The sequence below is a fragment of the Frigoribacterium endophyticum genome (assembly GCF_011759585.1).
Classification (GTDB): domain Bacteria; phylum Actinomycetota; class Actinomycetes; order Actinomycetales; family Microbacteriaceae; genus Frigoribacterium; species Frigoribacterium endophyticum.
The window spans coordinates 1,313,743-1,333,020 of record NZ_JAAOYV010000001.1; the positions used below are offsets into that span (position 1 = coordinate 1,313,743).

Annotated in this window: 18 protein-coding genes and 1 tRNA gene; 8 read left to right on the forward strand and 11 right to left on the reverse strand. The window is 73.9% G+C overall.

The features are described from left to right. The first annotated feature begins 49 nt into the window (after positions 1-49). Entirely contained in the window at positions 50-886 is an 837-nt protein-coding gene (locus FHR77_RS06100) for a TrmH family RNA methyltransferase (protein WP_167259212.1), read from the forward strand. Continuing rightward, positions 883-2,124 (forward strand): D-alanyl-D-alanine carboxypeptidase, encoded by a 1,242-nt coding sequence (locus FHR77_RS06105; RefSeq protein ID WP_167259213.1) that lies wholly within the window; start codon positions 883-885, stop codon positions 2,122-2,124. The genes FHR77_RS06100 and FHR77_RS06105 overlap by 4 nt, the downstream gene beginning before the upstream one ends. Here the strand turns inward: FHR77_RS06105 and FHR77_RS06110 are convergent. Then, positions 2,121-2,909 carry an SGNH/GDSL hydrolase family protein gene (locus tag FHR77_RS06110; RefSeq protein ID WP_056054904.1) on the reverse strand — a complete coding sequence of 263 codons (789 nt, stop codon included), beginning with the start codon at positions 2,907-2,909 and terminating at the stop codon, positions 2,121-2,123. The genes FHR77_RS06105 and FHR77_RS06110 overlap by 4 nt on opposite strands. Positions 2,910-3,079: 170 nt before the next feature. Here FHR77_RS06110 and FHR77_RS06115 point away from each other — a divergent pair, with 170 nt between their 5' ends. The 5 genes from FHR77_RS06115 to FHR77_RS06135 all read left to right on the forward strand — a co-directional run bounded on the left by FHR77_RS06115 (position 3,080) and on the right by FHR77_RS06135 (position 8,730). Continuing rightward, positions 3,080-4,219, forward strand: a complete 1,140-nt coding sequence (locus FHR77_RS06115) for an acyl-CoA dehydrogenase family protein (protein ID WP_167259483.1) — start codon at positions 3,080-3,082, stop codon at positions 4,217-4,219. 100 nt (positions 4,220-4,319) lie between these two features. Further along, complete coding sequence (gene dinB, locus FHR77_RS06120; protein ID WP_167259214.1) at positions 4,320-5,690, forward strand: DNA polymerase IV; 1,371 nt, start codon at positions 4,320-4,322, stop codon at positions 5,688-5,690. Between the two features lie 77 nt (positions 5,691-5,767). After that, a complete protein-coding gene (locus tag FHR77_RS06125) occupies positions 5,768-7,558 on the forward strand; it encodes a DEAD/DEAH box helicase (protein WP_167259484.1) in 1,791 nt (596 codons plus the stop codon). Positions 7,559-7,613: 55 nt separating this feature from the next. Next, entirely contained in the window at positions 7,614-8,450 is an 837-nt protein-coding gene (locus tag FHR77_RS15575) for an MSMEG_6728 family protein (RefSeq protein WP_341777237.1), read from the forward strand. A gap of 25 nt (positions 8,451-8,475) precedes the next feature. Further along, positions 8,476-8,730 carry a hypothetical protein gene (locus tag FHR77_RS06135; RefSeq protein WP_167259215.1) on the forward strand — a complete coding sequence of 85 codons (255 nt, stop codon included), beginning with the start codon at positions 8,476-8,478 and terminating at the stop codon, positions 8,728-8,730. On the opposite strand, the gene FHR77_RS06140 is transcribed toward FHR77_RS06135, so the two are convergent. The 6 genes from FHR77_RS06140 to FHR77_RS06165 all read right to left on the reverse strand — a co-directional run bounded on the left by FHR77_RS06140 (position 8,679) and on the right by FHR77_RS06165 (position 14,756). Beyond that, a complete protein-coding gene (locus FHR77_RS06140; protein WP_167259216.1) occupies positions 8,679-9,224 on the reverse strand; it encodes a hypothetical protein in 546 nt (181 codons plus the stop codon). The genes FHR77_RS06135 and FHR77_RS06140 overlap by 52 nt on opposite strands. A 122-nt stretch (positions 9,225-9,346) precedes the next feature. Next, positions 9,347-10,363 (reverse strand): glycine betaine ABC transporter substrate-binding protein, encoded by a 1,017-nt coding sequence (locus FHR77_RS06145; RefSeq protein ID WP_167259217.1) that lies wholly within the window; start codon positions 10,361-10,363, stop codon positions 9,347-9,349. Continuing rightward, positions 10,363-11,076 (reverse strand): ABC transporter permease, encoded by a 714-nt coding sequence (locus FHR77_RS06150; RefSeq protein WP_156369982.1) that lies wholly within the window; start codon positions 11,074-11,076, stop codon positions 10,363-10,365. The genes FHR77_RS06145 and FHR77_RS06150 overlap by 1 nt, the downstream gene beginning before the upstream one ends. Positions 11,077-11,144: 68 nt before the next feature. Next, positions 11,145-12,449: an ATP-binding cassette domain-containing protein gene (locus tag FHR77_RS06155; RefSeq protein WP_167259218.1), complete on the reverse strand. Its 1,305-nt coding sequence runs from the start codon at positions 12,447-12,449 to the stop codon at positions 11,145-11,147. Then, positions 12,436-13,086, reverse strand: a complete 651-nt coding sequence (locus FHR77_RS06160; RefSeq protein WP_056054917.1) for an ABC transporter permease — start codon at positions 13,084-13,086, stop codon at positions 12,436-12,438. Before FHR77_RS06160 ends, FHR77_RS06155 begins: the two co-directional genes overlap by 14 nt. 281 nt (positions 13,087-13,367) lie before the next feature. Further along, positions 13,368-14,756, reverse strand: a complete 1,389-nt coding sequence (locus FHR77_RS06165; RefSeq protein WP_056054920.1) for an LLM class flavin-dependent oxidoreductase — start codon at positions 14,754-14,756, stop codon at positions 13,368-13,370. 79 nt (positions 14,757-14,835) lie between these two features. Here FHR77_RS06165 and FHR77_RS06170 point away from each other — a divergent pair, with 79 nt between their 5' ends. Next, entirely contained in the window at positions 14,836-16,101 is a 1,266-nt protein-coding gene (locus tag FHR77_RS06170) for an MFS transporter (protein ID WP_341777238.1), read from the forward strand. 80 nt (positions 16,102-16,181) lie between these two features. Here FHR77_RS06170 and FHR77_RS06175 read toward each other — a convergent pair whose 3' ends face one another. The 4 genes from FHR77_RS06175 to FHR77_RS06190 all read right to left on the reverse strand — a co-directional run bounded on the left by FHR77_RS06175 (position 16,182) and on the right by FHR77_RS06190 (position 19,233). After that, positions 16,182-17,570, reverse strand: coding sequence for an NAD(P)/FAD-dependent oxidoreductase (locus FHR77_RS06175; RefSeq protein ID WP_056054922.1), 1,389 nt, complete (start codon positions 17,568-17,570; stop codon positions 16,182-16,184). A gap of 91 nt (positions 17,571-17,661) precedes the next feature. Continuing rightward, on the reverse strand, positions 17,662-17,877 hold the full coding sequence (locus FHR77_RS06180; protein ID WP_056054926.1) for a hypothetical protein: 216 nt from the start codon (positions 17,875-17,877) through the stop codon (positions 17,662-17,664). 81 nt (positions 17,878-17,958) lie between these two features. Beyond that, entirely contained in the window at positions 17,959-18,936 is a 978-nt protein-coding gene (locus FHR77_RS06185; protein WP_167259220.1) for an aldo/keto reductase, read from the reverse strand. Positions 18,937-19,148: 212 nt separating this feature from the next. After that, positions 19,149-19,233, reverse strand: a tRNA-Leu gene (locus FHR77_RS06190). Between the last annotated feature and the right edge of the window lie 45 nt (positions 19,234-19,278).

Below are 19,278 nucleotides of genomic sequence, written 5' to 3' on the forward strand. Positions count from 1 at the left end.
CCTCCCGTCCTCGTCGGTCGACCGACCGGGCGCCGCCCCCTGGAGCGCCGTGCGCATCACCCGCATCACCGACCTCGACCACGACGCCCTCGCCGACTACGCGAGGCTCACCGACGTCGCGCTCCGCCGCGTCACCGAGCCCGCGGGCGGCCTCTACATCGCCGAGTCGTCGAAGGTGATCGAGCGGGCGCTGCGGGCCGGGCACGTGCCGCGCTCGGTGCTGATGACCGAGCGCTGGCTCGCCGACATCGAGCCGCTCGTCGCCGACCACGACGGCGAGATCTTCGTGGGCGACGCGGCGCTGCTCGAGACCCTGACCGGCTACCACCTGCACCGGGGCGCGCTGGCGGCCATGCACCGGCCCGTGCTCCCGTCGGTCGAGTCGGTGATCGAGGGCGCTCGTCGGGTCGTGGTGCTCGAGGACATCGTCGACCACACGAACGTGGGCGCGATCTTCCGGGCCGTGGCGGGGCTCGGGGCCGACGCCGTCCTCGTGACGCCGCGGTGCGCCGACCCGCTCTACCGCCGGAGCGTCCGCGTGAGCATGGGGACGGTGCTGCAGGTGCCGTGGACGCGCCTGCCCGACTGGCCCGAGGGCGCGGACCTGCTCCGCGCCTCCGGCTTCGAGGTGGCGGCCCTGGCCCTCTCCGACGACGCCGTCGCGCTCGACGAGTACGCCGCGGCGCCCCCGGAGCGGGTGGCGCTCGTGCTCGGCACGGAGGGCGACGGGCTCAGCCCGGCCGCGCTGCGCGCCTCCGACCGCGTGGTCACCATCCCCATGCTGCACGGGGTCGACAGCCTCAACGTCGCCGCCGCCAGCGCGGTGGCGCTCTGGGCCCTGCGCGTGCCGGCCCCCGCCTCCGCCGCCGGGGCGGACGCCGCGTGAGCCGCGGCGCCCGACCGGCCCGACGTCGCCGACACGGCGTCCGGGCCGTGGTCGCGGGCGCCCTCGTGGTCGTGCTGGCCGCGCTCGTCTACGTGCCCGTCGTCCTGCTCGCCCCCCTCGCCCCGGCGACGGCCGCGGCGGCGGAGTGGACGGCGCCGGCCCAGCCGGGGGCCCAGCTGACGTTCCCGAGCTACGGCGCGACCGCCGTGCAGGCCGTCGGGTGGGACGAGAGCCTGACGACGAGCGGATCGACCACGCCCCTGCCGATCGCGAGCATCAGCAAGGTCGTCACCGCCCTCGTCGTGCTCGACGCCCGGCCGCTCGACGGGGGCGACGGTCCGTCGCTGACCCTCGACGCCGACGACGTCGCCCTGTACGAGGCCTACCGGTCGCAGGACGGCAAGGTGGCTCCGATGGCCCTCGGCCAGCAGCTGACCGAGAAGCAGATGCTGCAGGTGTCGCTGATCGAGTCGGCCAACAACTACGCCGACGCCCTGGCCCGGTGGGCGTTCGGCGACACGGCCGGCTTCGTCGCCGCCGCGACGGCCTGGCTCTCCGAGAACGGCCTCACCTCGACCACGCTCGTCGAGCCGACCGGCATGTCGCCGTCGAACACGAGCACGGCGACCGACCTCGTGCGGCTCGGCGAGATCGCCCTGGCCGACCCCGAGGTCGCCGCGATCGTGGCGACCCCGACGACGACCGTGCCGGGCGTCGGCGTCATCGAGAACTCGAACGAGCTGCTCGGGCTCGACGGCGTCGTCGGCATCAAGACGGGCACCCTCGACGAGGCCGGCGCCTGCCTGCTCTTCGCCGCCGACTACACGATCGCGGGGGAGTCCGTCACGGTCGTCGGGGTCATGCTCGGCGGCGTCGACCACGACTCCCTCGACGCCGACGTGCAGCGGCTGCTCACGAGCGTCTCCGGCGCGTTCCAGACCGTCACGGCCACGACGGCCGGCGACGTCTGGGCGTCGTACGAGCTGCCCTGGGGGGCGGGCACCGAGGCCGTCGCCGCGACGGACGCGAGCCGTCTCGTCTGGGGCGACGTGACGGTGACGGCCTCGATCGAGACCGAGTCGGTGACGACGGGGGCGGCCGGCGACGACGTGGGCCGGGTGCGGTTCCAGATCGGCGACGAGGAGGTCGACGTGCCGCTGGTGCTCGACCGGGCCCTCGCCGAGCCGGACGCGTGGTGGCGGCTGACCCACCCCGACGAGGTGCTGGCGGCGGGCTAGGGCTCGTCGCGGTACAGCACCGACGCGGCCTCGGGCCGCTTGGGCTGCACGCCGTCGCCGGACGACTGGTGGCGGAGGCGCCGGACGACCCACGGCACGAGGTACTCTCGGGCCCACCGGCGGTCCTCCGTCCGAGCCTGCCGCCACGGCCGAGGCGGCAGCGGCTCGGTGCGCCAGGGCTCGAGGTCGTTCTCCACGGCGAGGGCCTGCAGCACGGCGCGGGCGATGGTGTGGTGGCCGAGCGGGCTGAAGTGCAGACGGTCCGGCGCCCACATGCGGGGGTCGCCGAGCTGACGGAGCGCCCACATGTCCGCCACGACCGCGTCGTGCCGGAGGGCGATGGCGTGCACGTGCTCGTTGTAGATGGCGACCTTGCCCCGCAGGCGGCCGAGCACGGGCGTGAGGCCGATGTCGGGGCCGGTGAAGACGACGACCGTGGCCCCCTGCGACCCCAGCGTCTCGACGAGGCCCTCGAAGCCGGCGGCGACGGCGTCCGGGTCGGTGCCGGGGCGGATGATGTCGTTGCCTCCCGCCGACACCGAGATCAGGTCGGGCCGGAGAGCGAGGGCGGCCTCGGCCTGCTCGTCGATGATCTGCTGCAGCAGGCGCCCGCGCACCGCCAGGTTCGCGTAGGCGAAGTCCTCCGTCGACGCCCCGAGCACCTCGGCGACACGGTCGGCCCAGCCCCGGTGACCGCCCGGGGAGCGCTCCTCCGGGTCGCCGATGCCCTCCGTGAACGAGTCGCCGATCGCCACGTAGCGCGACCACGGGTGCTGCTGAGTCATGGCCTCCACGTTACCGCCCGCCCTCCGCCGGGCCGAGGGGCTGCCGCCCGGGGCCGCGCGTGGCTAGCCTCGACCCCGTGACCCCGACCACCCCGCCGACCTCGACCGCCTCCAGCCCCACGGAGGAGAGCCCCACGGAGACGAGCCCCCCGCAGACGAGCCCCGAGGAGATGCTGCCGGACGACCTCCTCGAGCGCTTCCGGGCCCGCGCCGCCGGCCACGACCGGGAGGGCACCTTCCCGCACGACGACCTCGCCGAGCTGCGCGAGCGCGGGTACCTCCGCGCGTTCGTGCCCACGGAGCAGGGAGGCGCGGGCTGGGGGCTCGAACGCGTCGCCGCCGCGCAGTCCCGCCTCGCCGCCGCCGCCCCGGCCACCGCGCTGGCCGTCGGCATGCACCTCGTCTGGACGGGCTGCGCCGCGGTGCTCGCGGCCCGCGGCGACCGGTCGCTCGACCTCGTGCTCGACGACGCGGCGCAGGGCGAGGTCTTCGCCTTCGGCGTCAGCGAGCCGGGCAACGACGCCGTGCTCTTCGACTCGCTCACCCGGGCGGAGCCGACGGGCGACGGCGGCTGGCGCTTCACCGGCCTGAAGTCGTCCACCTCGCTCTCCCCGGTCTGGACGCGCCTCGGCGTCTTCGGGCGCGACGACACGGACCCCGAGGCCCCCCTGCTCGTGCACGGCTTCGTGCACCGCGACCAGCCCGGCCACTCGTCGCTCGAGGACTGGGACACCATCGGCATGCGGGCGACGCAGAGCCACAGCACCCGGCTCGAGGGCGTCGAGGTGCCCGCCGAGCGCGTGGTGCGCGTGCTGCCCGTCGGGCCGAGCGGCGACCCCCTGGTCTTCGCGATCTTCGCCGTCTTCGAGACCCTCGTCGCCGCCGTGTACCGCGGCGTCGCCCGCCGGGCCGTCGAGCTCGCGGTCGAGAGCGCGACCGCCGGGCGCTCGCACCGGGCCGGCGGCGCTCCGCGCTCGCACGACCCGCTGGTCCGCTGGCGCGTCGCCGACGCGGCCGTGCTGCTCCAGGGCATCGAGCCCCAGGTCGACGCGGTGGCCCGCGACGTCGACGGGCTCGTCGAGCACGGGGCCGCCTGGCCCGCGATCGTCGTCGGCCTCAAGACCCGCGTCACCGAGACCGCCCGGGCCGTCGTGGACCAGGCGGTCGCGGTCGCGGGCGGGGCGTCGTTCCGCTCGTCGAGCGAGCTGGGGCGGCTGCAGCGCGACGTGCTGGCCGGGCGGTTCCACCCGTCGAGCACGGACTCCGCCCATGCGACGGTCGCGAACTGGCTGCTCGGCCCCGACCACTGACCACGCGGGCGACCGGGCGGACCGATCGTGGACGACGGCCGGACAGCCGGGGAGGCGCCCGCCGCCCGACGCTGTCGGTGGTGCGTGTGAGGATGCTCGGGTGAGCAAACAGGACGGCAGCGGGCGGCTGGTCACCACCGTCCCCACCGACGACGTGTCGGCCCCCATCCTGCACGTCGACATGGACGCCTTCTTCGCCTCCGTCGAGCTGCTCGACCGGCCCGAGCTCCGGGGCCTGCCGGTCGTGATCGGGCAGAGGTCCGACCGCTCGGTCGTCACGGCTGCCACCTACGAGGCCCGCAAGTTCGGGGTGAACTCGGCGATGCCGATGGCGATCGCCCTGCGCCGGTGCCCCCAGGCCGTGGTGCTCGAGCCGCACTTCGAGAAGTACCGGTACTGGTCGCGTCGGGTGATGTCGATGTTCGACGACGTCACGCCGCGGGTCGAGCGACTGGGCATCGACGAGGCCTTCCTCGACGTCTCCGGTGCCGTCCGGCTCATGGGGTCGCCCTTCGCCATCGGCACCGAGCTCCGCCGGCGCGTGCACGCCGAGACGGGCCTGCGCTGCAGCGTCGGGGCGGCCTCCACGAAGTTCGTCGCGAAGCTCGCCTCCAGCGTGGCCAAGCCCGACGGCATCCTCGTGGTGCCGCACGACCAGACAGTCGCCTTCCTGCACCCGAGGCCGATCAGCGCCCTCTGGGGCGTCGGCGGCAAGACCGAGGAGGTCCTGGGCAACCTGGGGCTCCGCACCGTCGGCGACGTCGCCACGGCGTCGCTCGACACCCTCGTCCGGGCCGTCGGGCCCGCGGCCGGCGCCAAGCTGCAGGACCTCGCCTGGGGCCGCGACCCGCGCGTGGTCACCACGGGCACGGAGGAGAAGAGCGTCGGGCACGAGGTGACGTTCTCGACCGACGTCGTCGACCCCGAGGTCATCCGCCGCGAGCTGCTGAGGCTCAGCGACCGCGTCGGATCCCGGCTGCGCGACGCCGGTCTGAGCGGCCGCACCGTCGTGCTCAAGCTCCGCACGTCCGACTTCACCACGATCACCCGGTCGCGCACGCTGGCCGACCCGACCGACCTCGGTCGCCGCATCTACGACGAGGTGCGCTCGGTCTACGAGGCCACGGGCAAGCAGCACGAGCGCATCCGGCTGGTCGGCGTCCGCGTCGAGCAGCTCGGCGCCGGGGGAGGGGGCGGGTCGCTCGCCCTGTGGGACGACGACGCGGGCTGGCGCGAGGCCGAGTCGACGATGGACGCCCTGCGGGCGAAGTTCGGCTCGACCATGCTCACCCCGGCCTCCCTCCTCGGCGCGCGTCGACGGGACGGCCTCTCCGGCCCCGACACGGGCGCCGACGCGCGGGCGCCGCGGCGCGGCGCCCCGTCCGGCGAGGGCCGCGACTCGCCCGGGCCGGTGGGCCGAGGGCCTCGTCGACCGGCCCCGCGGCCCGACCACCCCGGCCACGGCGAGTAAGATCGGGTCGAGTGAGCACAGCTAGCGCAACCGACCCGGCCGGGGGTGACGACACCGGCCAGCACGACGAGCTCGACCTGGGCGAGGTCGGCGCGACGGCCGGCAACTCGGCCGCCGAGCACCTCTCGCCGGCGTTCCCCGAGCGGGCCGCCTGGGGCACCGCCAGCAAGCTGCGGGCCTGGCAGGCCGAGGCCCTGGAGCAGTACTTCGCGACCTCGCCCCGTGACTTCCTCGCGGCGGCCACCCCCGGCGCCGGCAAGACGACCTTCGCCCTGCGGCTCGCCACCGAGCTGCTCTCGCGCGGCGAGGTCGACCGCGTCGTCGTCGTCGCGCCGACCGAGCACCTCAAGCGGCAGTGGGCCGACGCGGCCGACCGGGTGAACCTCCGCCTCGACCCGATGTTCAAGAACGCCGACGTCACGTTCGGGCGGCACTACCACGGCGTCGCCGTCACCTACGCGCAGGTCGGCATGAACCCGCAGGTGCACGCGGCGATGACGGCGGCGGGCCGCACGCTCGTCATCCTCGACGAGGTGCACCACGGCGGCGACGCGCTCAGCTGGGGCGACGGGATCCGCGAGGCCTACGGCCAGGCGACCCGCCGGCTGTCCTTGACGGGGACGCCCTTCCGCTCCGACACCGCGCCCATCCCGTTCGTCACGTACGCCCCCGACGAGCACGGCATCCGCACGTCGAAGTCCGACTACGCGTACGGCTACGGCCGTGCCCTGGCCGACGGGGTGGTGCGGCCCGTGCTGTTCATGGCCTACGCGGGCCAGATGCGCTGGCGCACCCGGATGGGCGACGAGATGAGCGCCTCCCTCGGCGAGACCGTCACGAAGGACATCACGGCCCAGGCCTGGCGCACCGCCCTCTCGCCCCAGGGCGACTGGATCCCGGCTGTGCTGTCCGCCGCCGACAAGCGCCTCACCGAGGTCCGTCGAGGCGTCCCCGACGCGGGCGGCCTCGTCATCGCGACCGACCACACCACCGCGCGGCAGTACGCGGCGGTGCTGCAGAAGCTCACCGGTGAGCGGCCCACCGTGGTGCTCTCCGACGAGAAGGCCGCCTCCGACCGCATCCAGGCGTTCTCGGACGGCGACGCGCGCTGGATGGTCGCGGTGCGCATGGTGTCCGAGGGCGTCGACGTCCCGCGGCTCGCGGTCGGGGTCTACGCGACGAGCGCCTCCACCCCCCTCTTCTTCGCCCAGGTCGTCGGCCGGTTCGTCCGGGCCCGCCGACGGGGCGAGACCGCGTCGATCTTCCTGCCCAGCGTGCCCAGCCTGATGGCCCTCGCGGGGCAGCTCGAGCTCGAGCGCGACCACGCGCTCGACCGGCCCGAGACCGCGGACGACGGCATCTTCGCGCCCGAGGACGACATGATGGCCGCCGCGAACCGCGAGGAGAAGGCCTCGAGCCTGCTCGAGCAGCAGCCCTTCGAGGCGCTCGACTCGCAGGCCTCGTTCGACCGTGTGCTCTACGACGGCGGCGAGTTCGGCACCGGCGGCGAGATCGGCAGCCTGGAAGAACTCGACTTCATCGGCATCCCCGGGCTGCTCGAGCCCGACGAGGTGCGAGCACTGCTGCGGCAGCGCCAGGCGAAGCAGGCGAAGCGCTCGGCCAAGAACGGCATGCCCACGACGGCGCCGGTCGAGGAGGCGCGGCCGATGTACCAGACCATCAAGGAGCAGCGGCAGGAGCTCAGCCGGCTCGTCTCGATCTGGTCGCGGCACTCCGCCGAGCCGCACGGGCTCATCCACGCCGACCTCCGCCGGATCAGCGGCGGCCCGGCGGTCGCTCAGGCCAGCACGGAGCAGATCCAGAAGCGCATCGACGTGCTGCGCGGGCGGATCGGCAACCGGAAGTAACGCCACCCGACCCGCACCCGGCCGCCCTCGCCGGGGCACGCCTAGCGTGGGGCGGGTGCAGACGTTCCTCCCCTGGCCCGATCCCGTCGAGACCGCCAGGAGCCTCGACCAGGCTCGGCTGGGCAAGCAGCGGGTCGAGGCCCTGCAGGTGCTGCGGGCCGTCACCCTGCCCGGCTACGGCTGGCAGAGCCACCCGGCCATCGCCATGTGGCGCGGCCACCTGCCCGCCCTGACCTCGTACTCCCTCGCGATCACCGACGAGTGGCTCGCCCAGGGCCACGCCGACACCGTGCGGCCGCAGATCGCCGAGTTCGCCCCCGAGGTCGACGGGGTCCCGTTCGCGTCGCTCGAGCTGCCCCCGTGGCTCGGCGACGAGGCCGTGCACCGCAGCCACCGCTCCAAGCTCGTGCAGAAGCAGCCCGACTGGTACCGCTCGCGGTTCCCCGACGTGCCCGACGACCTCGACTACGTCTGGCCCCCCGCCGATCCCGCGGCGCCGCTCCCGTCGGACGAGCCGGCGCTGACCGCCGAGCACCGAGCCTGGGTCGTCAGGCCGCTCACCGCCCGGCAGCACGACGACTGGGTCGACGCCGGGGTCGTGACCCTCGCCGAGTCGTCGCCCCGCGGCAAGGTCGGTGCCGTCTGGCAGGCCCAGGTCGAGCGCTTCACGACCCTCCCCGACGGGTCCGAGCTGCTCGTGCCGGATCGCGCGCAGCGGTCGTTCCGCCATGGTCGCGTGGTGGGGGAGGTCGTCTCGGCCCTCGACGACGACCGGGCGCCCGTGCTCCTGCGCCGGGTCGCCTTCGACGGCTCCTCGCTCAGTCGCTCCGAGCTGCCCCGACCCGCCCTCGCTCAGGACCCGCGGTCGCTCTTCCCGATCGCGCTCGCCTGACCGGCCGCGTCGGTAGCATCGGAGGATGCTCGACCGCGCCGACGACGACCGACTGCTCGTCCGTGCCTCGCCCGAGGCGCCTCCCGAGGCCGTCGTCGAGCGGTTCGGCGGAGGCTGGCGACTGACGCGGTGGTCGGTCGACCAGGGCGGCGACGAGTCGCTGGGGGTCTACACCGCCGCCGAGCTCGCCGAGGCGGCGTGGTGGCGGCACCTCGACCGCGACCGTGGTCAGCGGACCGCCACGCGTTCCGAGGCCGCACGGCGGCTCGGCGACGCCTGACCCGCGGGCTCGACGAGCGGCGCCTCCTCCGTCGACGCCGGCGACGGAGCGGAGCCGGGGGCTGCGCCGAGCGCCCCGACGTCGATCAGCACGTCGACCCCGTCGTCGGTGCAGGTCGCGACCGCACGGACGCCGCAGGGGCGGTCGTCGAGGCTCCGGAGCAGGGCGTCCCGCCACGCGGTGTCGGAGGCCCGGACGGCGCGGCTCCCGGTCCGCTCGACGACGAAGACCACGCGCGAGGCCCCGAACTCGCGCGCGACGGCCTGGACGGCGTCCGCCCACCGGCCCACCGCGTCCGGCAGGGGGCGGAGCGGGATCCCCTCCAGGGGCACGACCACCGGGAGCGGCACGTCGGCGGCGTCGAGGAAGAGGGTCCAGAGCTGACGCCGGATGGCCACCGGGAAGAAGTGCGTGAGCAGACGGTGCAGGTCGAGCGTCGTCTCGAGGGGCCGGTGGAGGTCGAGGGCGGGGCTGGCGGTGTCGGTGTCGGTCATGGCCACAGCCTCGCGGGGGAGCAGGCCGGCACCGCCGTTCTCCCCCGCCCGGCCCCTCCGGCCCGGGCGGGGGCCGCCTGGGGAGGGACGGCGCGGTCCCTCCCGAGGCGACGCGGTCGGTCTCAGGGCCGCGTGACGAAGCCCTTCTCGACCATCCAGTCGAACGCGACGTCCGCGGGCTCCTCGCCCTCCACGTCCACGCGGCGGTTGAGGGTCCGGAGCTCCTCGTCGGTGAGCGACGGCGAGATCGCGTCGAACACGTCGGCGAGCTCCGGGTTCTCCTCCAGCGCCTCCGCCGAGAAGACGGGCGCGACGTTGTAGGCGGGGAAGAAGCCCTGGTCGTCGTCGAGCACCGTGAGGTCGAGCGAGTCGATCCGCCCGTCGGTGGTGAACACCTCGCCGAAGTTGCAGCGACCACGGTCGGTGGCCTCGTAGACGGTGCCCGTGTCGAGGATGCTGACGTTGCTCGTCGGCACGCCGTCCGCCGCGCCGAGCTCGAGGCCGTAGCGCTCGAGCATCGGCGCGAAGCCGTCGGCCCGCGAGTTGAACTCGGCCTCGACGCAGAACGTCCGCTGCTCGACGGGGAGGGCCGCGATGTCGCTCAGCGAGTCGACGTCGCCCAGCTCGGGCACCGCCTCCGAGCGGACCGCCATCGCGTACGTGTTGTTGAGGGGCGCGGGCGGCAGCCAGACGAGGCCGTTCGCGACGTCGGCGTCCCGGACGGCGACGTACTGCTCCTCCTGGTCGGGGATACCCGCCGCCTCGCCGAGGTAGGTGAGCCACGCCGTGCCGGTGTACTCGTAGGTCATGTCCGCGTCGCCGTCGAGCATCAGCTGGCGCACGGCCACGCTGCCGGGCACGTTCGTCATGTCGGTGACGTCGAACCCGGCCGCCTTCGCGGCGAGGACGGCGATCTTGCCGAGGATGAGCTGCTCGGTGAAGTTCTTCGTCGTGACGGTCAGCGAGGCGTCGTCGGGCAGCCCCTCGATCGCCTCGATCGAGCCCGGCGCGACGGCGGGCACGAAGGCGGTGGCCGGCTGCAGGCCGCAGCCGGCGAGGAGGGCCGTCGAGGAGGCGGCCACGAGGGCCGTGAGGGAGGCGCGGCGCAGTCGGCGGCGCGGGGTCGCGGTGGTCGTCATCAGAGTCCCTTCGGACGGGCGACGTGCTCGACGACGCGGCCGAGCCAGTCGATCAGGAGCGCCAGGAGCGCGATCAGCAGGGCGCCCGAGACGAGGACACGGGGCAGGAAGAGGTTGACGCCGGTGGTGATCAGCAGGCCGAGGCCGCCGGCGCCGATGAAGGTGGCGAGGGCGGCGGAGCCGACCAGCAGGACGAGCGCCGTCCGGATGCCCGAGAGCATGACCGGGACGGCCAGGGGCAGCTCGACCCGGAACAGCACGGCGAGCGACGACATGCCCATGCCTCGGCCCGCCTCGACCAGACGGCCGTCGACGCTCTGCAGCCCGATCATCGTGTTGCGGAGCACGGGCAGCATCGCGTAGAGGACGAGCGCGACCACGGCGGCCCAGAACGAGAAGCCCAGCCAGAACGCCAGGAGCACGACGAGGCCGATGGCCGGCGCGGCCTGGCCGAAGTTCGCGACGGCGAGGATCGGGCCCGAGACCCGGCGGAACGGCCCGCGGGTCAGCACGACGCCGAGCGGCACGGCGATCACGAGCACGATCACGGCCGAGACGAACGTCAGCGCCAGGTGCTCGCCGGTGTAGCCGAGGAGGTCGGAGGGGTTCAGCGTCGTGCGCTCCGCCGTGGTGAGGTCGGCGGTCGTGAGCCACACGACGAACGCCCCGAGGGCGAGGAGCACGGCGACCGGCTGCACGACGAGGCCGAGCAGCCCGGGGCGGGCGGGGCGCCGCCGTGCCGGCCGGGGCGCCGCGGCGACGGCGGGCTCCACGGCGGCGCTCACGCGACGTCCCGCGGGGCCGCCGCGTCGGGCTCCGACCCGGTCGAGCCCGTGCCGGTGCCCCCGGCGGCCGGCTGGGGCAGGACGGAGAGCGGCCCGGTGTTCGTGCCGACGGGCGCGTCGGTCGCGGCGATCGCCGCGGCCTTCCTCGCCCGGGTGATGGCGTCCATGACGACCTCGACGGTGATGACGCCGATGAACGCGTCACGTCGGCCGGTGACGAGGGCCGCCCCTGCGCTCGAGACGAGCATCGTGTCGAGCGCGTCGTTGAGGGTGGCGCCGCTGCCGACCACGGGCAGGTCGGCGTCGGGCGTCGCCGAGACGACGTCGACCCGCCGCAGCTGCCGCAGGGAGGGCCAGCTCACGGGCCGGTCGCGCTCGTCCACGACGACGGCGTGCGCGTGCCCGGCGGCCTCGACGCGGGCGACGACCTCGGCACCGGGCTCCCCGGGGCGCGCGACCACCGCCTCCGCCAGGTCCACGTCGCCCACGCGGGCGAGGGTCAGCTGCTTGAGCCCCGCCCCGGAGCCGATGAAGTTCTCGACGAACTCGTTCGCGGGCTCGGCGAGGATCCGCTCAGGGGTGTCGTACTGGACGATGTGGGCGCCCTCGGAGAAGATCACGATCCAGTCGCCGAGCTTCACGGCCTCGTCGAAGTCGTGCGTGACGATGACGATGGTCTTCTGCAGCTCCTCCTGGATCCGCAGCAGCTCGTCCTGGAGGCGCTGACGCGTGATCGGGTCGACGGCGCCGAAGGGCTCGTCCATGAGCAGCACGGGCGGGTCGGCGGCGAGGGCGCGGGCGACGCCGACGCGCTGCTGCTGGCCGCCGGAGAGCTCCTTCGGGTAGCGGTCGCGGTAGGTGTCGGGGTCGAGCGACACGAGCTCGAGCAGCTCGTCGACGCGCGCGGCCACGCGCTCCCTGCTCCAGCCGAGCATCTTCGGCACGATCGCGATGTTGGCGGCGACGGTCATGTGCGGGAAGAGCCCGCCGGCCTGGATCACGTAGCCGATGCGCCGTCGCAGCTCGTCGCCGTCGATGCTCGTCACGTCGTCGTCGCCGAGGACGATGCGGCCCTCGGTCGGCTCGATGAGGCGGTTGATCATCTTGAGCGTCGTCGTCTTGCCGCAGCCCGACGGGCCGACGAGCATGACGATCTTGCCGGCCGGGATCTCGAGCGTGATGCCGTCGACCGCGGGGGCGGACTGCCCCGGGTAGCGCTTCGTGACGGTGTCGAGGAGGATGCTGCGGCCGGAGACGCCGGAGTCGGCGGTCGCGGCGGCGGGGGAGTCAGTTCTGGACACGGATGCCTCTCGGGATGGTCAGGCGGCCGAGGCCGACGAGGAGGAGGTCGAGCACGAGGGCGAGGACGACGACGCCCACCACCCCGGTGACCACGGAGGCGAGCGCGTTCGCGCCGCCGAGCCGGGAGAGCCCGGAGAAGATGAAGCCGCCGAGGCCGGGGCCGAGGGCGTACGCCGCCACGGCCGCGATGCCCATCACCATCTGGGCGCTGACGCGCACGCCGGTGAGGATGATCGGCCAGGCCAGGGGCAGCTGCACCTGGACGAGCGTGCGGAACCGGCCCATGCCGATGCCGCGCGCCGACTCGACGATCGCGTCGTCGACCTCGGTGAGGCCCACGACGGCGTTGCGGAGGATCGGCAGGGTCGCGAAGAACGTCACGACGATGACCGTCGGCAGGACGCCGAAGCCGACCGGGGCGATGAGCAGGCCGACGACCGCGAACGAGGGCAGCGTGAGCCCCACCGCCGAGACGCCGTTGGCGAGGCCGCGCAGCCACGGCACGCGGTGCACGAGGGCGGCCACCGTGACGGCGATCACCACCGCGAGCAGGAGGCACTGCACCACGAGCGAGAGGTGCTGCCAGGAGGCGAACCAGATCTGGTCCCACCGGTCGCTCACGTAGTCCCACGCCATGTCGCCTCGCCCCTCGTCACCAGTAGTCGTCCCGTTCACGCGAACGCCCGGCTGAGCCGGGCGGACGACTACGACCATAACCACGACGCCCGTCGCTGTCACGGTGACGGGCGCCCCCGACGGGGTGCGGACGGCGTCGTCGTTACCGAACGAGCGTCGGAGAATCCCCGATCAAGAGGGGGTCGGCCGGAGGGGCGGCGACCGGAGTGTAACGATGTGGGGGACAACGCCGGAGGCGCGGTGCAGGACGCCCCGCACCGCGCCTCCCGAGGGCCCTCGCCTCACTCCGCGGCGGCGCGCGACCCCACCTTGTAGCGCGACCCGTGGTGCTCCGCGGGCAGCCGGTCGCCCCGGCCGAAGAGCTTCTGGCGGAGGGTGCCCGGCTCGTACTCGGTCGGGTAGACGCCCCTCGCCTGGAGCACGGGGACGACGTGCTCGACGATGTCCTCGAAGGTGCCCGGCGTGATCGCGTAGGCGAGGTTGAACCCGTCGACGTCGGTCTCGGCGACCCACTCCTGCAGCTGGTCGGCGATCTCCTCGCCCGACCCCACGATGCGCGGCCCGAGCCCGCCGATGCCCGCGGCCTCGGCGATGTCGCGGATCGTCCACTCCTTGCCGGTGTCGCCCTCCTGGGCCTGGAAGTTCGCGAGCGCCGACTGGATGGCGTTGCTCTCCACGTCGCCGACCGGGTCGTCGAGGGAGTAGCTCGAGAGGTCGACGCCCATCCAGCCCGACATCAGCGTCAGGGCGCCCTCGTGCGAGGCGTACCGGCGGTACTCCTCGTGCTTCGCCCGGGCGGCCTCCGGCGTCGCGTCCGTGATGATCGTGAGCAGCGTGTAGATGCGCGCCGAGTACCGGTCGCGCCCGGCCGCCTCGAGGGCGTCGCGGAGCTTCGTCACGGTCGCGGCGAGGCGCTCCTTCGTCGGGGCGGCGACGAAGATCGACTCGGCGTTGCCCGCCGCGAAGGCGATGCCCCGGGGCGACGCGCCGGCCTGGTAGATGACCGGCGTGCGCTGCGGGCTCGGCTCGGCGACGTGGATGCCGGGCACCTTGTAGTACGTCCCCTCGTGCCCGATGTCGTGCACCTTGCTCGGGTCGGTGAACACGCCGGTCTCGCGGTCGCGGACGACGGCGTCGTCCTCCCACGAGCCCTCCCAGAGCTTGTAGAGCACCTCGAGGTACTCGTCGGCCTGGTCGTAGCGCGTGTCGTGGTCGAGCTGGTCGTCGGCGCCCATGTTGCGTGCGGCGCTCGGCAGGTAGCCGGTCACGACGTTCCAGCCGACGCGGCCCTCGGTGAGGTGGTCGAGCGTCGACATGCGGCGCGCGAAGGGGTACGGGTGCTCGTAGGCCGTGCCGGCGGTGATGCCGAAGCCCAGGTGCTCCGTCGCGGCGGCCATGGCCGACACGAGGAGGATCGGGTCGCCCACCGGCGTCTGGGTGCCGTTGCGGAGGGCCGCGTCGTGGTTGCCGCCGTAGACGTCGTACGTGCCGAGCACGTCGGCGATGAAGAGCCCGTCGAACCGGCCCCGCTCGAGGAGGCGCGCCAGGGAGGTCCAGTAGCTGAGCTTCGTGTAGTCGGGCGAGCGGTCGTCGGGGTGCCGCCAGAGCCCGGGGGACTGGTGCCCCACGCAGTTCATGTCGAAGGCGTTGAACCGGATGCGTCGAGTCATGGCTCGATGGTGGTCGACGACGGCCGCGGCCGCCTCCCTCGCGACACACGGCGTCACACTCCGGCCGTACCCTGGAGTCGTGCCCCGCCCCACCGACCCCGCCGCCGCCCCCGACCCGGCGGAGGCCCGCGGCACCGCCGCCGCCGACGCCGCCGCCGAGTCGACGCCGACGGTCCCCCCGCGGCTCGGGCGCGACGTGGTCGTGCTCGGGGTCATCGCCTTCTTCGTGATGGTCGGCTTCGGCGTGGTCGTGCCGGTGCTGCCCGTCTACGCGCAGAGCTTCGGCGTCGACCACGTGCTCGTCGGCGCCGTGCTCTCGGCCTTCGCGCTGATGCGCCTCGTCGCGAGCCCCTTCGTCGGCCGGCTGCTCGACCTCGCGGGCGAGCGGGTGGTGCTCAGCGTGGGCATCGGCATCGTCGCCCTGTCGAGCGCCCTGGCGGGCCTCGCCACCGACTACCCCCAGCTGCTGCTGATGCGCGGCCTGGGCGGCATCGGCTCCGCGATGTTCACGATCTCCGCCATGACCCTCCTGCTCGCGTCGACCCCGCCGACCCGGCGGGCGCGTGCCGTGGGCTTCTACCAGGGCGGCTTCCTCGTCGGCGGCATGGCCGGGCCGGCCATCGGCGGCGTGCTCTCGACGATCTCGCTCACCGCCCCGTTCTTCTTCTACGCGGCGACCCTCGCCGTGGCGGGGCTGATCGGCGTCGTGCTGTTGAAGCCGGTGCCGCGCGGCGCGACCGCGGAGAAGGCTGAGCCGCCGACCCCGCTCCGCGACGTCCTGGCCGACGTGCGCTTCCGCGCCGCCTGCGTCGCGAACTTCGCCCAGGGCTGGTCGTCGCTCGGGGTCCGGAGCGCCCTGGTGCCCGTGCTCGTCGTCGAGGTGCTGCGCGGGCCGACGGCCTGGACGGGCGTCCTCTTCGCCGTCGCGGCCGTCGCCCAGACCGTCGCGCTCGCGCCGGCCTCGCGCTTCGTCGACACCGTCGGGCGACGACCCGCCGTGATCGGCTCGTTCGCGGTCGCCGCCGTCAGCCTCGCCGCCGTGCCCTTCGCGTCGCACGTCGTCGTGCTCGGGGCCCTGCTCGCCGTCTACGGCGTGGCGACGGCCTTCATGGGGACGGCTCCCGCAGCGCTCGTGGGCGACGCGGCCGGCGCCCGCGGCGGGCGGCCGGTGGCGATCTTCTCGATGTGCTCCGACGTCGGGGCCATCGCCGGGCCGCTGGTGGCGGGGCTCCTCGTCGACGTGGCGTCGTTCCCCGTCGCGTTCGGCGTCGCGGCCCTCCTGCTCGCGGCGGCCTCCCTGGTGGCCGTCCGCATCCCGCGCGAGCCCCGGCCGGCCCTGGCCTGACCGGGACGACGACGGAGGCGCGCCCCGGTCACCCGGGACGCGCCTCCGTCGTCTGCCTCGTCGCCCGCGGGCGACCCCGGCTACTTCGCCGGAGCGGCCTTCGCTGGGCTGGCCTTCGCCGAGCCCGCCCCCGCGTCGTCGCCCTTCGGCGCCACGACCGGGGTCACCTTGAGGAACCCGGCGCGCGGGTCGGCCAGGCCGACCAGCGGCGTCTGGTCGCGACCACCGACGAAGTTCGTCACCCAGCCGGTGAGGATGCGCCACTTGCGGTTGACGGTCGGCATCGCGTACAGGTGGTAGCCGCGGTGGGCGAGCCACGCCGCGACGTTCTTGACCTTGACGCCCTTGAGGACGCCCGCGCCCTTGCCGATGCCGTAGCTCGCGACCGTGCCGACCGACGCGTGGCGGTACTCGGCGAGCGGGGCGCCCGAGAGCGCCGCGATCACGTTGTCGGCCACCGTCACGGCCTGACGGACGGCGTTCTGCGCGTTCGGCGGGTAGAACGCCGGCTGCTTCTCGGCCAGGAGGTCGGGCACCTGGGCGACGTCGCCGAGCGCCCAGATGCCGTCGAGCACCTGGCCGTCGTCGGTCTGCACCTGGAGCGTCGCCTTGACGTCGACGTGGCCCTTCGGGCCGAGCGGCAGGCCGAGGTCGGCGACGACGGGGTTCGGCTTCACGCCGGCCGTCCAGACGATGGTGCCGGCGGGGATGGTCTCGCCGTCGCTGAGGACGACGTCGCCGTCGATGCACGAGGGCATCGTGGTGCCGAGTCGGATGTCGATGCCGCGGCCGCGCAGGTGCCCGAGGGTCCACTTCGAGAGCTCGGGGCCGACCTCGGGGGCCACGCGGTCGAGCGCCTCGACGAGGACGAAGCGGAGCTCGTCGCGCGACAGGGTCGGGTACTCGTCGACGGCGGCCTTGGCCGCGTCGTCGAGCTCCGCCATGGCCTCGACGCCCGTGTAGCCGCCGCCGACGAAGACGACGGTGAGCAGCTTGCGGCGGGTCGCGGCGTCCTGGACGGAGGCTGCCTCGGCGATGTTGCCGAGGACGCGGTCACGGACGTACTGGGCCTCCTCCACGCTCTTGAAGCCGACGCCGTTCTCGGCGAGGCCGGGCGTGGGGAAGGTGCGCGTGACGGCGCCGAGGGCGACGACGAGCTGGTCGTAGGGCAGCTCGGAGGCCACGCCGTCGGCGGTCGTGACCGTGATGGTCTTCGAGTTCGCGTCGAGCGCCGTCACGGCGGCCTCGACGACCTTGGTCTTCTTCAGCGCCTTGCGGAGCGGCACGGTGACGTCGCGCGGCGCGATGTGGCCCCCGGCCACCTCGGGCAGGAAGGGCTGGTACGTGTAGTACGGAGACTGGTCGACCAGCGTGATGCTGGCGCTCTGCGGCGGCTGGCGCTTCTGGAGCTCGAGTGCCGTGGTGAGCCCGGCGGCGCCGCCGCCGAGGATGATGATTCGCTGTGTCATGGTTGTGTTCCTCCCTGGGTCGACCGTACTAGAGACACGCGGCGACGACCCGCCCTCCCGGGGGAGTCGCGGGTCGTCGCCCCGGGGACCGTCAGCGGTCGGCCGGGATGTCCGAGTCGGTGTACGAACCGTCGGCCTCGCCGTCGTGCGGCCCGGTGGTCTCGCCGCCGTCGGCGGGGATGTCGCTGTCGACGTACGAGCCGTCCTGCTCGCTCGTGACGTCGGTGCTCGTCGTCTCGACGTGCTCGGTGTGGACGTGGTCCTCGTGCTGGTGGTCGGACTCGTTGCCGTGGTGCTCGGTGCCCATGCTGGCGCCCTCCGTTCTGTCAGGTCGCGGAGCGTCGTCGCCCGCGTGCGGCTCACACTAGACGCGTGGGGCCGGCGCGGGTCAGAAGCCCTCGTTCTCCCTCGTGACGTACGGCGACTCGAGGGCGTCGAGCTCGTCGTCGGTCAGCCACAGGTCGACCGAGGCGACGGCGTCGTCGAGGTGCTGCATCTTCGTGGCGCCGACGATGGGCGCCGTGACGACCTCCTGCTGGCGGACCCAGGCGAGGGCGACCTGTGCGCGGGAGACGCCCCGCGCCTCCGCCACCGTCGCGACGGCCGCCGCGACCTGCCGGTCGGCGTCCTCGCGCTGGCGGTAGAGGGTGCCGCCGAACTGGTCGGTCTCGGTGCGGGCCGTGGTGTCGTCCCAGTCCCGGGTGAGCTTGCCCCGCGCCAGGGGCGACCAGGGGATCACCCCGACGCCCTGGTCGAGGCAGAGCGGGTGCATCTCGCGCTCCTCCTCGCGCTGGACGAGGCTGTACTGGTCCTGCATCGAGACGAAGCGCGTCCAGCCGCCGAGGTCGGCCGTGTGCTGCGCCTTGGCGAACTGCCACGCCCACATGCTCGAGGCGCCGATGTAGCGGGCCTTGCCCGACTTCACGACGTCGTGCAGCGCCTCCATCGTCTCCTCGATCGGGGTCTCCGGGTCCCAGCGGTGGATCTGGTAGAGGTCGACGTGGTCCGTCCCGAGGCGGCGGAGGCTGTCGTCGATCGCGCTCATCACGTGCGCCCGCGAGAGCCCCGCGCCGTTCGGGCCGGGGCGCATGCGGTTGAAGACCTTCGTGGCGATGACGACCTCGTCGCGGCGGGCGAAGTCGGCGAGGGCACGCCCGACGATCTCCTCGCTCGTGCCGTCGGAGTAGACGTCGGCGGTGTCGAAGGTGGTGACGCCCTGCTCGAGGGCCCGCCGGATGAACGGTCGCGACTCCTCCTCGGAGAGGCTCCACGGGTGGGCGCCGCGCTCCGGGACGCCGTAGCTCATGCAGCCGAGGACGACGGCCGAGACCTGCAGCCCGCTCGATCCGAGACGTGTGTACTCCATCGTGTTCCCTCTCTCTGTCCGGTCGACTGCGACAGTAGACCGCGCGGGGGGACGGGAACCGGGCGACGAGGAGCGACGGCGCCCGCGACGCACACCGCCGGGAAGGAGACGGCCGGCAGAGACACGGCCGGGAACGACGAAGGGCCCCGCCGGAGCGGGGCCCTTGCCGTGGTGCTGCACTGTCTCAACCAGTGTGTCGATCCGAGGATCGGTGTCCGAGGGGGGACTTGAACCCCCACGCCCTATACGGGCACTAGCACCTCAAGCTAGCGCGTCTGCCATTTCCGCCACCCGGACTGGATGGTGCCTGCCGAAGCCGACCACGAAACATTAGCACGGCTC

Bases quoted from the DNA above. Each gene is read 5' to 3' on its own strand.
- FHR77_RS06115 (WP_167259483.1), top strand. From the start codon at position 3,080: ATGCTGCCGGACGACCTCCTCGAGCGCTTCCGGGCCCGCGCCGCCGGC.
- FHR77_RS06135 (WP_167259215.1), top strand. From the start codon at position 8,476: ATGCTCGACCGCGCCGACGACGACCGACTGCTCGTCCGTGCCTCGCCC.
- FHR77_RS06180 (WP_056054926.1), bottom strand. From the start codon at position 17,877: ATGGGCACCGAGCACCACGGCAACGAGTCCGACCACCAGCACGAGGAC.
- FHR77_RS06185 (WP_167259220.1), bottom strand. From the start codon at position 18,936: ATGGAGTACACACGTCTCGGATCGAGCGGGCTGCAGGTCTCGGCCGTC.
- FHR77_RS06165 (WP_056054920.1), bottom strand. From the start codon at position 14,756: ATGACTCGACGCATCCGGTTCAACGCCTTCGACATGAACTGCGTGGGG.
- FHR77_RS06160 (WP_056054917.1), bottom strand. From the start codon at position 13,086: ATGGCGTGGGACTACGTGAGCGACCGGTGGGACCAGATCTGGTTCGCC.
- FHR77_RS06145 (WP_167259217.1), bottom strand. From the start codon at position 10,363: ATGACGACCACCGCGACCCCGCGCCGCCGACTGCGCCGCGCCTCCCTC.
- FHR77_RS06175 (WP_056054922.1), bottom strand. From the start codon at position 17,570: ATGACACAGCGAATCATCATCCTCGGCGGCGGCGCCGCCGGGCTCACC.
- FHR77_RS06110 (WP_056054904.1), bottom strand. From the start codon at position 2,909: ATGACTCAGCAGCACCCGTGGTCGCGCTACGTGGCGATCGGCGACTCG.
- FHR77_RS06140 (WP_167259216.1), bottom strand. From the start codon at position 9,224: ATGACCGACACCGACACCGCCAGCCCCGCCCTCGACCTCCACCGGCCC.